10 protein-coding genes are annotated in these 13,201 nt (G+C 45.8%); 1 reads left to right on the top strand and 9 read right to left on the bottom strand.

Going from position 1 to position 13,201, the window contains the following annotated elements; genetic code table 11:
- The first annotated feature begins 227 nt into the window (after positions 1-227).
- On the top strand, positions 228-782 hold the full coding sequence (folE, locus tag MJ595_RS10130) for a GTP cyclohydrolase I FolE (RefSeq protein WP_263322196.1): 555 nt from the start codon (positions 228-230) through the stop codon (positions 780-782).
- A 179-nt stretch (positions 783-961) separates the two neighbouring features.
- On the opposite strand, the gene MJ595_RS10125 is transcribed toward folE, so the two are convergent.
- The 9 genes from MJ595_RS10125 to MJ595_RS10085 form a co-directional block, all read right to left on the bottom strand.
- Positions 962-4,813 carry a hypothetical protein gene (locus MJ595_RS10125; protein WP_263322195.1) on the bottom strand — a complete coding sequence of 1,284 codons (3,852 nt, stop codon included), beginning with the start codon at positions 4,811-4,813 and terminating at the stop codon, positions 962-964.
- A gap of 111 nt (positions 4,814-4,924) precedes the next feature.
- Positions 4,925-5,950 (bottom strand): L-threonine 3-dehydrogenase, encoded by a 1,026-nt coding sequence (tdh, locus tag MJ595_RS10120; protein ID WP_263322194.1) that lies wholly within the window; start codon positions 5,948-5,950, stop codon positions 4,925-4,927.
- A 34-nt stretch (positions 5,951-5,984) separates the two neighbouring features.
- Positions 5,985-7,181, bottom strand: coding sequence for a glycine C-acetyltransferase (locus MJ595_RS10115; protein ID WP_263322193.1), 1,197 nt, complete (start codon positions 7,179-7,181; stop codon positions 5,985-5,987).
- Positions 7,182-7,405: 224 nt separating this feature from the next.
- Complete coding sequence (gene chbG, locus MJ595_RS10110) at positions 7,406-8,140, bottom strand: chitin disaccharide deacetylase (protein ID WP_263322192.1); 735 nt, start codon at positions 8,138-8,140, stop codon at positions 7,406-7,408.
- Between the two features lie 59 nt (positions 8,141-8,199).
- Positions 8,200-9,504: a 6-phospho-beta-glucosidase gene (locus MJ595_RS10105; protein ID WP_263322191.1), complete on the bottom strand. Its 1,305-nt coding sequence runs from the start codon at positions 9,502-9,504 to the stop codon at positions 8,200-8,202.
- A 188-nt stretch (positions 9,505-9,692) separates the two neighbouring features.
- Positions 9,693-10,694, bottom strand: coding sequence for a LacI family transcriptional regulator (locus MJ595_RS10100; RefSeq protein WP_263322190.1), 1,002 nt, complete (start codon positions 10,692-10,694; stop codon positions 9,693-9,695).
- Positions 10,695-11,039: 345 nt separating this feature from the next.
- Positions 11,040-11,348 (bottom strand): PTS lactose/cellobiose transporter subunit IIA, encoded by a 309-nt coding sequence (locus tag MJ595_RS10095; RefSeq protein ID WP_263322189.1) that lies wholly within the window; start codon positions 11,346-11,348, stop codon positions 11,040-11,042.
- Positions 11,349-11,432: 84 nt separating this feature from the next.
- Positions 11,433-12,761 (bottom strand): PTS sugar transporter subunit IIC, encoded by a 1,329-nt coding sequence (locus tag MJ595_RS10090; protein ID WP_263322188.1) that lies wholly within the window; start codon positions 12,759-12,761, stop codon positions 11,433-11,435.
- Positions 12,762-12,812: 51 nt separating this feature from the next.
- Positions 12,813-13,124 carry a PTS sugar transporter subunit IIB gene (locus MJ595_RS10085; RefSeq protein ID WP_263322187.1) on the bottom strand — a complete coding sequence of 104 codons (312 nt, stop codon included), beginning with the start codon at positions 13,122-13,124 and terminating at the stop codon, positions 12,813-12,815.
- Between the last annotated feature and the right edge of the window lie 77 nt (positions 13,125-13,201).

The following is a 13,201-nucleotide window of genomic DNA, read 5'->3' as shown; positions in this document are numbered from 1 at the left end:
TCTCTGATCGTGTATTTCAGGTTCAACCATACCCTCAAACAAAGTGAAGAAGCAATATGACAGTGCTCCATTCGGCAGCAAATGATAACTGCATAATGCCACCAGGCGGAGTACTAGTGCCGCAGCAGTTTGTGTTAGACTGCCTCCTTTTGCTATTCCTACCGCAAACCTATCCAGACAGTCTGGTCTGCCTTGATCATTGCGGACGCATGCATGATGGACTCTAGATGACTCCTATACTGACAGAACACTACAAAGCTATAATCGAAAGCATTGGTGAAGATATTCACCGGGATGGCCTGAAAGATACACCTCAACGTACCGCAAAGGCCATGCAGTTCCTGACCCGTGGCTATAGCCAAAATCTTGATGATATTGTCAATGGTGCTGTATTTGACTCAGACATCAGTGAAATGGTGGTTATCAAGGACATTGAGCTGTATTCTCTATGTGAGCACCATATGCTGCCCTTTATTGGCAAATGCCATATTGGCTACTTACCCAATGGCAAAGTACTGGGACTCTCCAAGTTTGCCCGTATTGTCGATATGTTCGCCCGCCGTTTGCAGATTCAGGAAAATATGACCACCCAGATTGCTGATGCCATTATGTCGGCAGTCAACGCCAAGGGTGTGGCAGTGGTGATTGAAGCACAGCATATGTGCATGATGATGCGGGGCGTAGAAAAACAAAACTCATCTATGACCACCTCCGTGATGCGGGGCATGATGCGTGACCGTCAGGCTACACGGGAAGAATTTTTGCAGTTTATCAGACACTAAACCACGCCCCGTTAGAGAGCCGTAATTTGATGGAACTGTGATGGGCGCGCTTTAGTAATCGCTTCGCTTAATGAACAAGCCAGAAATATCCGGTTTTCAAACAGGTTTTAATTTAGAAGCACTTTAGTACTGATCTGCCATCTACTGTATGGCAGATCAGCAAAAACCCGCAATGCCCTCTACGGCTTCTTTGTTAGAAGTACAACAAACTTATCTCCATTGTATTCCACTACACCTAAATGCAAAACTACCTGAGTTTCCGTATCTGGAGCCTTAATCTCTTTATACTGATAATTGCCATACTCAAAATAATGAATCCCAATACTGGTATTGATAAAGCGGCTGCACTCTTCCAGTTCATCAAAATTCATCACCAGATGATTTTGACAAAGGACATGATGATCATGAACTGAATCATCCTTGGCTAACAGAGAAGATTTTTTTACTTTCATTTCAGACAAAAGCCCGGCATTCCCATAATATTCACAGCATTCTCTATTTAGCACTGTAGCTATTTCTACACCTTCTATCATACAGTTTCTGAGCCCGGCATTTCTGTATACCATCAATTTCTGATGCTCAAGCATAGCATCCAGTGAATCAAATAATTTTTTTTCTTCATCAGAGAATCCATCGGAATGGACTTTTTGCAAACAAAAGCCAACCTGTTTATCCGCTCCCCGATCACCACCACTGGTTTTAGAATAGCGATGCAATTTTCTTTTTTCTTCCCTGGACATACTCGCTTTAAACCTGTCATTTCTTTCCTGATAATATGTAACGTTTTGAACAACATCAGGAAAAACAATATCATGCCACATTTTAAATTTTCTGATCCAGGAATATTGTTTATAAACCAGGTCGAAATACCCCTCTACATCTAACAGTTTACAAATACGATTCAATTCATCCGCTGGATAACTCACTAAATACTTATGATACAAGTAGAGGCTAACTCCCACTAGCCCCACTTGTTTTTCTCCATACTCAATTCTCAGAAAAGCTTCAATAAGAGAGGAGCGCAGCCTGTAAAAAAACCTCATATCATCACAAGTCACTTCCTTTAACTTCTCCATATTCATTGCAAATGCTGCACATAAATTATCAGTCTTCAGTATGTCTTCAAGAAAGGTAACATGATAGAAGACTCTGGAATGTTTATAAAGCACATCAGCGGTAAGTAATCCTAATATAGCCTCTGCCTGTTCGTGTGTAATACCCAACTTTATCGAGTAAGGCAAGGAGGTCAATAGCTTTTTATTTTTATCGACTATTTTTATCGCTTCATGGTTATTCATGGCATCAATAGATGTAAGGTGATCAACTTCAGCGATCACCCTATATAAAAAACCATCTAATGACGATTGTTTTCCAGTTTTTTTCTCAATCCCCTTCTTGCTTCTTTCTTTTATTTTTTCTTCATAACCAATAACTTCAGATCTATATTTTTCTAACTTCGCCACCCCCTCCTTTTTTTTTCGTTCGTTTTTTACCCTATCCTTAATCTTTTCAATTTTACGCCTTGAATAATCAAGTTTCTCTTTTGTCTCCAGCCATTCACTTGCCAAAACGGCAGTTTTCCACCGCTCAGCTTTAGCCTTTTCCTCCTTAGGCTCCAGCTTGATTTTAACCATTAATAATTCCAATTGTTTCTTTAAAAAAGATGTGTTCTTTAAAATATCTAAAAAACAGCGATTCAATTCATCCTGCCTCTTTTTCTTACAACATTTACTGCATTTATGAAAATGATCTGAATACTTAAAAAAAACCTTTATTCTATCTCCCTCATCAAAGCAACTACGAATAACATCCATATCATCCGTATTTAGTTTACCCAAATTAACCAGGTCAGATAAATAGCCCTTTAATAAAAACAGTAATGGAAGCCCTTGATAATCAAGGCACTCTTCACCCACATGCGCCTGCAACAAACAATACAGCTGACGCCACCCCTTACTCCTGAAAACACGATCAAAACCAAATACATGAAGAATGTTTTCAAAAAATGCCTGCAGAACAGGGGGTCGTTCTCTACGCTCACCTACTTTATTCAATAAACCTCTTAATAATAACAGGACACAGCTCAAGTCTTCATCTGTACCAACTTCAGTGGCTTCCAAAAAAACATTCGCCAGCCTCATATATTCTAGCCATTGTTCTTCATTGCACTTATCTCCCAGAAGCAAACAGGCACTATAGCATTCTCTTGGAGTCCAACACTTTTCAGTCTGCTCTTCTGCTAATACCTGTTTATCGGGTATAACAAGACCTGTGCTTTTTTCTGGCTCTGAACTTTCTACTAATAGTGAAGAGTCAGACTTTTGCCTCACCTGATCACAGCAAAGATCCAACACACCGATTTTACTAACCAAGGTTGCAAGGTCTTTTAATTCATGCTGACTTAGTTTTTTATGACCATGTTTATGATCCAGATACAACCAGGGTTTATATTTTCCCGGTAATTTATCCACTGCAAGATAGTTTCCTGCTACCATTTTATGAGCAGAACAAATGCTGTGATTTATGCTGACCACGGGAAATATACCAACCATCGCAAAATTCACTGGCTTTGCATCTGGCAAGCTATCAACAAAAACAAAATCCACCATTAAAGGTGGTATTCCCTGTTTAAAACATTTTATATACCGAAGAGACTTTGGCGGTGAAGATTTATTTGCTCCCCTGTATTCAAACCCCATATTCTCAGACTCAATAGTAATACGTCTATTTTCATTTTCTATATTAAGCCCTAACAATATTTGAATTGCAATTTCATCCTCCACTCCCAACTCAACTAAAACATCATTAAAATCTTCTCTTTTTACAAGGAAATCCCAATCCCTTGGCTCTATCCAGCAATTTTCAGGTTGATCTTTAGAGTACATCAATATCAGATTAGCCCTTAAAGCCTGACTGCCTTCCAAAACCATTTTAACACTGCCATTTTTTTGAAAGCTCGCCCTTTGCAAATCACAAAGGGCGGTCATTTTTTCCTGGTAATTATCTCTTTCACAAATAGTTACCCCCCCCTCCCTGTTATTATCATATAGATCTTGATCCGCAATCATAACCACCTTTTTTTTTACAAAAGAGTCTACCTGGCTGTAAAATTCAGGCGATAAATAATCAAGCGTCCTGAATGTAACAGGCCATTTTACCGTTCGCCGATTAAAACTTCGTCTCACATCCTTTCCATGCAAAAGCACAGTTTCACCTAAAACGATAGTTTCCCACTTACGGTGCCAGTAATTTAACTTATTTCCAAATCTGATCAACTCTTCTGGAGAAAACACTTCTTTTAAAATTTCTTTTAGTAAAAAACTCTCATTCAACAAACACCCCTTTTCAAACATTTTACTTTTCATTTCAGGCGAGCATATTAAAAACAATAGACTCAAAAGACCAATAGCTTCAGCCCTGTATGTCTCCGGACAAATATCCAAAACCCACCTATGACTACCAAGAATATCTTTTGCTATTTTTTTCCTATACCCCTGCCCATCGCCCTTTGTTTCAAGAGAGATTGCTTCGTTTATTCCTTCAACTAAAAGAAGCAAAAACCCATCATTCTTCAATAATTCCAATACTATAACACTTTCCCAACTTTTATCTTGGTCACAAAACTCCAAAACCCTGACCAGCTTTTGAAGCTCCATTTGAAAATCATCACTATTCTTATCAAACATACCCATTGGTAACAGTGAACATTTTTCCTTCTCCAAGGCTTTACAAAAACACTCTCTGTCAGAAAAGTTATAATTACTCAACAACCATTCATTTAAACTGCCGACAATTTGCTCAGCATAATCAACACCTTTTAATCTTTCCAGGGTATTATATACATCAACAATCGGTGGAACAAAATCCCTGTTAAATTGATACCCTTCAAACAAGCACTGATATCTACTCACATATTCATCCACAGTCATCAGCGCCATTACTCTTTTATCCACATAAAAAAACAATACAATTAAAAATATAAAGTAAGGTCGTTTATTGTTAGCATGCATATTCAAGGCAATAATTCTCACAACCAATCAGACAATCATATTAATATTATTATCCTTTGATGGTTTCGCCACCTAAAATATACAGGCATAAAAAACCCGGTATTCACCGGGTTTTTAACTTATGAACCGGCTCTAGGTCCAGTCAAGTATCACTTTACCTGACTGACCGGAACCCATGATTTCAAATCCTTTATGAAACTCATCAATGGGGAAACTATGAGTAATTACAGGACTGATATCAAGACCGGACTGCAGCATGCTAGTCATCTTGTACCAGGTTTCGTACATTTCCCGGCCATAAATACCCTTGATCACCAGGCCTTTGAAGATCACCTGATTCCAGTCAATGGTAGTGTCACTGGCGGGAATACCCAGTAGGGAAACCTTGCCGCCATGATTCATGTTTTCCAGCATCTGCTGGAATGCACGACCATTGCCAGACATTTCCAGACCCACATCAAAGCCTTCTACCATGCCCAGGTCATTCATCACTTCCTTAAGGGAGGTGCTGGCTACATTGACCGTAGCAGTAGCGCCCATCTTGCGCGCCAGCTCCAAGCGGTAGTCGTTAACATCGGTAATCACAACATGGCGGGCACCTACATGCTTGCAGATGGCCACAGCCATAATACCGATAGGACCAGCACCGGTGATCAGGACATCTTCTCCCACCAGGTCAAAAGACAGGGCTGTGTGAACGGCATTACCAAAGGGATCAAAGATAGAGGCCAGATCATCGCTGATGTCATCAGGAATCGGGAAGGCGTTAACCGCAGGAATACACAGATACTCTGCAAAGGCGCCTTCACGATTAACGCCTACGCCTACGGTAAAATTACACAGGTGGCGGCGACCAGCGCGGCAGTTACGGCAATGGCCACAGGTGATATGACCCTCGCCAGAAACCCGCTGACCCAGTTCGAAGCCTCGAACCCCCTCACCCATCTCAACAATTTCGCCAATGAATTCATGACCTACATGCATCCCCACAGGAATGGTCTTCTGGGACCATTCATCCCAGTTGAAAATGTGCATGTCCGTACCACAAATTGCTGTTTTACGGATTTTAATCAGCACATCGTTATAGCCCACTTCAGGTTTGGGCCGGTCTGCCATCCAGATGCCCTGTTCGGGCTTTAACTTGGCAAGTGTTTTCATTTCACAAAGACCTGTCTTACTCTAAATCCGTTTATTAGTCAATAATGCCCAGCTCGCGGCCAATCTTGGCAAACGCGGCAATAGCCTTATCAATATGGGCTCTGCTATGGGCGGCAGACATCTGGGTTCTGATGCGGGCCTGCCCTTTAGGCACTACCGGGAAGGAGAAACCAACCACATAAATGCCTTCTTCCAGCATCCGGTCAGCAAACTTACCCGCCAGGGAAGCATCGCCCAGCATCACGGGGATAATGGGGTGATCAGCACCTGCCAGCTCGAAGCCCAGCTTGGTCATTTCAGCACGGAAGTATTCCGCATTGCCCTTCAGGCGCTTGCGCAGGTCATCACCGGCTTCCAGCATATCCAGCACTTTAATGGAAGCTGCGGCAATCGTTGGAGACAGGGTATTGGAGAACAGGTAAGGACGGGAACGGTTTCTCAGCCAGTCCACCAGCTCTTTACGACCAGAGGTGTAGCCACCGGAAGCACCACCCAGGGCTTTACCCAGAGTACCGGTAATAATGTCTACACGTTCCATCACCTTGCAGTACTCATGGGTACCGCGGCCTTCATCACCGATAAAGCCAACAGCGTGGGAATCATCCACCATCACCAGGGCATTGTATTTATCTGCCAGGTCACAGACACCCTGCAGGTTGGCAATCACGCCATCCATGGAGAACACACCATCAGTGGCAATCAGCTTGTAACGGGCACCGGCAGCATCGGCTTCTTTCAGCTTGGCTTCCAGGTCAGCCATATCATTATTGGCATAGCGGAAGCGCTTGGCCTTGCACAGACGGACACCATCAATGATGCTGGCATGGTTCAGGGCATCACTGATAATGGCATCCTCTGGCCCCAGCAGGGTTTCAAACAGGCCACCATTGGCATCAAAGCAGGAGGAGTACAGAATGGTATCTTCCATGCCCAGGAACTCGGACATCCGCTTTTCCAGCTGTTTGTGAACAGCCTGGGTACCACAGATAAAACGTACGGAGGCCATGCCGTAGCCGTATTCATCCAGGGCTTTCTTTCCTTCTTCTACCAGCTCGGGCGCATTAGCCAGACCCAGGTAGTTATTGGCGCAGAAGTTCAGCACTTCTTCACCCGTGTTTACCTTAATGTCAGCCTGCTGCTGGGAGGTGATCACCCGCTCACTCTTATAGAGTCCTTCTGTTTTGAGTTCATCCAGTTGCTTCTGAAGCCCTGCGTAAAAATCCGCCTTCATACCAACTCCGGCTTAATATTTGAGAATGGGTTTTTTTGTTACCCAGTGTAGATGTATTTGCCACTATAGGCTCACGAAGGGACACCAAATAACCAGCATTTATACCTATTATTCAGATTCTTCTGATCCTGATCAGGAAATTACGGTTATGCAACTCTGTGCAACCCTGATAGATAGCGTAACTTTTCGTTAAAAGCCTGATAAACAGGAAAAATAACTGGGCTTTATTTCAGACAGCCATAATCGGTGATTGCCACACCCATTGACTGTAACGCTTTTTTTAACAGGGGATCAGTTAACACCTTAAGCTCTTCAGCCCTGGCCTGAGTGTAGCTACTGGCACTTCCCAGTCCTTTATCCACTATTGCAGGGTGTGACATTATCTCCAGCACCTGCGTTTGATCTTTATGCCTTCCAACAATTTCGAGCAAGTGATCCATAGAAAGCTGATCACCATAAAACGCATCAGAAAAGCTCAGGCGTGTGCCATTATACAGAACAGGCTCATGGCAGGGACGGATGGGCACGCCGTACTCTTCCGCCAGCTTGTTTGCAATAGGTGCCACCTGAGGATGGCGGTGGCAATGATGATGTCCATCCAGGTGGCTAAGAGGAATATCATAGGCAAGAAAGTTTTCAATCTGGGCACGCAGTTCCCGCTCAATTTCTTCAGAATTCATGGACTGGTTATCCCAGAACAAACCCTGATGCTGAAACTGCCCGTCGCTTCCTAGTAAGCCAGGCACAGAGGACGCCTCGGGAAACCCTGCCGTTAAACGAAGGTGAACGCCTACTTTCAGTGCAGGGTTTTGCCTGCTTAGCTCCACTGCATGTGGTACAGCGGGCATACCCACCATCAAAGTGGTGGAACGGACAATACCCCGTTGAAAGGCTTCAATAATACCCCGGTTAACCCCTTCACTCAGGCCAAAGTCATCTGCATTAACAATCAGTTGCATAATTAATCCAAAGGGACAGTGCAGGCAGAATTAGCGCCCACTGCACCAGCCTCCACTCCTTATGAAAATTGAGGTAAGTAGTCGCGATTTTCAGCCAGAATGTCCTCCAGGATTTTCTGGCCAGTGACCATATCCGGAACCAGGGGGTTTAATGACAGAGCCATTAACGCCTTATCGTAATCACCATAAACGGCAGCCTCAATGGCCAGGGTTTCATAGGCTTTCACCTGTTGAATCAGTCCATTCAGGTGAACTGGCAGGGTTCCAAAAGAAACGGCATGGGCACCGTCCGCATCCACCACCGCATTGATTTCTACCACCGCATCATTTGGAAGGCCACTGATGGCACCGTTGTTACGGGTATTTACCACATTAATGGTTTTACGATTGTTCCAGATGGCATCAACCAGATTAAGGGATACTTCCGAATAAAAAGCGCCGCCTCGTTTCTCCAGCTGGCTTGGCTTATCATTCAAATTCGGATCGGCATAGAGAGCGAAAAGTTCCTGTTCTGTTTTCATCACCTGCTCAGCACGGGTAGCACCTGACTTTGCTGCCTCCAGCTCTTCTGCCAGCATGGCTTCTTTCATGTAAAAATAGCGGTGATAAGGGCAGGGAATGGCATTCAGTGCTTTCAGAAATGTCCGGTCCCAGGGTTCTTCGGCAATATTATTCATATTCAGGTTAGCGCCATCACCCACCAGCTGAAGCACCTTCCGGGTCTTATCTTCTCCTCCAATGGAGACCCTATGAACCCAAACCATATGATTAAGGCCCGCAAAATCCAGAGAAACCTCTTCCGGCTTTACGTCCAGCATTCGGGCAATGGAGTAGTGCATGTTAATAGGCACATTACATAACCCCATGACCTTGACACGGGTATGTTTGATCACCGCCTCAGTCACCATACCTGCGGGATTGGTGAAATTAATCAGCCAGGCATCAGGTGCCAGCTCTTCAATATCACGACAAATGTCTAATATAACGGGAATGGTACGCAGAGCCTTGGCAAAACCACCCGGGCCTGTGGTTTCCTGGCCAATAACGTTATACCTGAGGGGAATACGCTCATCACGCGCTCTGGCAGCCAGTCCCCCCACACGGAACTGGGACATAATAAATTGCGCGCCCCGGATTCCTTCCCGGCGATCCAGTGTTGAGCTGACACTGATATCGAGACCTGCCTTATTTATCATTCTCTGGCTGAGTTCAGTGATAATGTCCAATTTGCACTGGCCTTCCTCAATATCTACCAGACAAATATGGGTCACGGGTAAATCATGAATACGACGGATAATACCGTCAATTAATTCAGGCGTGTAGCTGCTGCCTCCGCCGATAATGGTCAGTTTCAGGTTGTTCATATTTTGTCCCTGAGAGTCTGTATTTGTATATTCAAAACGGCCCTCAGTACTCTGTTTCAATGGGTTTGACATGCAGGCCAAACTCGTTCCCAGGCAGCAACCGTTAGAGATACCCCTATGCATTCCCAGCGAGGACGCTGGGAACGAGAAGAACTGAAAGAATCCTGCAAACTCATTGAAATGATGTACTAAGTGCTTAAAGTCCGAACAGAATCCCGTTGTCGTAATTCAGGCTTGAAGACTTTAGGAGGTGACAAATGGCTGTCATTCATTAAGGATAAAAGCACTTTGGAGGCCTGTGCCGCCATCTCTTTTATGGGAAAATGCACCGTAGTGACCTTGGGCGTTAACGTGGTGCAAACGCTCACACTGTCGAAGCTCACCATAGAAATTTGTTCCGGTAACCGGATACCACGTTCCCTGAACAGGTCAAAGGCACCTACCGTCATTTCCTCACTACAGGAATAAACTGCGGTGATATCCGGGTGTCGCTCCAGCAGAATTTTCATGGCTGCATAGCCGCCATCCCGATCATAATCCGCTTCAGCCACCAGCGACTCATCCAGGGCAATACCCTGTTTACGCAAGGCTCGCTCATAGCCCTGGAAACGAAGCTGCGCTGTACCCCTTTTCCTTAACCCTGCCAGGCACGCTATTTTTCGATGCCCGTGGGCAATTAAGTGCTCAACGGCCAGCTCACCCGCCTCAGTGTGCTCAAATGTGATACAGCGATCTTCAAGGCCCTTGACATCACGATCCAATAAAACAAAAGGGGGATTAGCCTGGGCCAGCTCCATCAAGTCTTCGTCGTGCAGGTTACGGGCATGCAGAATCAGACCATCGCAACGGGCATCAAGAAAACGACAGATGGCCTGTTGCTCATTTTCCCTTGAACGCTTTCCCCGCCCCACCAGTAAGAATTTGCCTTCCTCATCCATGCGCTCCTGCACTTCCGCCAAAAGTTCTGCAAAAAAAGAACCCCGGTAGGAAGTCACCACCAGCCCCACCGTGTTAGAGGATGAAGTGGCCAGTGAGCGAGCCAGGGGGTTGGGGCGATAGTTGAGCGCCTTCATGGCCTCATGAACCCGATTTCGGGTAACATCCCTGATTTGTCCAGTATTGTTCATAACCCGGGATACCGTGGCTCGGGAAACCCTTGCCAACGCCGCCACATCCTTAATGCTCGCCATCACGCTCACCTTAACAAAAATCCTAACCGACCCTGATCACCCTTGATGTTCACAGCCCCTAGGGGCTGTTGACGTTTGCTCGTGTGCTCAGCCAAAACCAGCGGTTTCGTGGCTAGACGCAGTAGCGCAGGAAGACTCACGTCTTTCAAGCTACTGCAACGACGGCACGGAATCGCTGATTTTGGCCCTTCGGGTGGCTCGTAAAGCGGCTTTCCGACTGCGTTGGACTGGCTTGACGTAGAACAACTATGCCTGCACCAGTCCTCCCGGTGTGCCCCATTGGGTATTGCGGAAAACCGCTTTACGAGCCACTGAGCTCACGATCAAACGTCAACAGCCCCTAAACTACTTCTCCAGTCGTTGATAGAGATATACCATCTCTTCAACCAAATCCTGAGCTAGCATGGCATTCATTAGATGATCCTGGGCGTGTACCAGCACAAGGGAAACCGGCACTTTACCCTGGCCTTCATCAGCTGCAATCAATGCAGTTTGTATTTTGTGGGCTTGTTTAGCGGCTTCCCTGGAGGCTGCCATAGACTGCTCAGACTGGGCAAAATCGCCTTCACGGGCCTGCTTCAGAGCTTCCATTGCCAGGCTTTTGGTTTCACCCGCCTTAACAATCAGCTCAATCACTACATTTTCAAGATCCATGACCTATTCCTGTCTACATGTTATTGGTGTGCTTGTCATTGGCAGTCTGCAGTTGGCACCACAGACTGTTGCCCTTGATGGATATCAGGCCAGAGAGGGATCACCCGTGCTGGCATCGGCAGTGCTGGTTGCGCTGGGCTTTTCTTCCCGTAAAACCTGCTTCTCATACGCCTTGAAGAAGGGGTAGTAAATAATCAGGTCGATAACCATCAGCACTGCGGTCAAAATAGACGCCTTGAACACCCAACCGGCTCCCCAGGCTGAACCTATCAGGGCTGGCGTTGTCCACGGAGTCACGGCAATCGCTTTATCCACAACCCCCGTATTCACCGCAATATAAGCGATTACGGCATTAACGACGGGTGCCAGCACAAAGGGAATAAACAGGGTCGCATTCACCACAACCGGAGCACCAAACAGGACAGGCTCATTGATTTGGAAGACCCCGGGCAAGAAGCTCATACGCCCTACACTTTTCAGGTGTGTAGCCCGACTAAAGCTCATCAGCATAACCAAAGCCAAAGTGGCACCTGCGCCGCCGATGAAAATATAGAAGTCCCAAAAAGGCTGGGTAAACAGGTTGGGCACCGGCTCACCGGCGGCATAAGCTGCCGCGTTGGCCCCAATATTTGCCAAAAAGATAGGCGACAAAATACCAACAACAATATTAGCCCCGTGAATGCCGGCAAACCATAATAGCTGACAGAGCAAGAGGGCACCAATAATGGCAGGCAGGCTATTGGAAGCAGATATCAGTGGTTTGAACAGGGTCATCACCGCATCAGGGATCTGCATATCGAAGCCGGTCTGGATTAACAGGCTTAACGGGTATAGCGTGAGAAATATTGCCAGCACCGGCACCAGCAGGGCGAAGGAAGCGGCAATGGCTGGCGGCACCTGTTCTGGCATACGAATGGTTATATTGTATTTTTGCAGAATACGCGTCAGCTCAACCGAGAAGTACGCCACCAGTATGGCGGTAAAAATACCGGTTCCCCCAAAATGATTCAGGGGCAGGGCCCAGTTTTTTTCCGGGGCTGCGATTAGCAAAAATGACATGGCGGACAAGGCGGCAGCACCAATGGCATCCATCTTATAAGTACGTGCCAGACTGTAAGCTACCCCCATGGTGATAAACAGCGACATTATCCCCATACTCATGGTCCATGGCATGACAATCACCGCGCGATGCTTCGCCACAAAATTAAGCCAGGCCTGGCCGAAGGCACTGGTGGTATCTGCTGCAAAGGGTGGGTTGGCAAAAATCAGGATGAAACTGCCAACAATAATAAACGGCATGGCCACCAGAAAACCATCCCGCAGCGCCGATATATGCCTTTGTGTACCCAGCTTACCTGCAATAGGCCCTAGTTTTTGCTCTACAAATTGTATGAGCCGGTTATACAGTTTCATTGACTTCCCCCCGGAGCTTGATTTTCAACCACCCTTTGTTGTTCTTTTTAATTACACCGCTTCAAGTAAGCTTAAGGCCTGATCCAGTACCTTTTCCCCATTCATCATCCCGTATGCCATAGGCTCAATGGCTGCTACCTTTTTATTCAGCTCGGCAGCCTGGGCTTGATAGTCTGCCAACTTAAACTTCACCTGGGGACCAAGAAGACATACGTCGTATTCCTCGATAGCCTCATCAAACCCGGCCATGGGGACGGCTGCAATGGTAACTTCCAGGTTTCTTCCAGCGGCTGCCTGTTCCATTTTTTTTACCAGCATACTGGTGGACATACCGGCGCTACAGCAAAGAAATATTTTTTTCATTTTAGACTCCATTAACCCTTTCTGGTTGATTCATGCCGTGTGTTATAGCAGACAGAACCAGTTGAACAATGCCAATC

The organism is Endozoicomonas sp. Mp262 (assembly GCF_025643335.1).
Classification (GTDB): Bacteria; Pseudomonadota; Gammaproteobacteria; order Pseudomonadales; family Endozoicomonadaceae; genus Endonucleibacter.
This window is presented reverse-complemented; position numbering and strand designations above follow the sequence as displayed.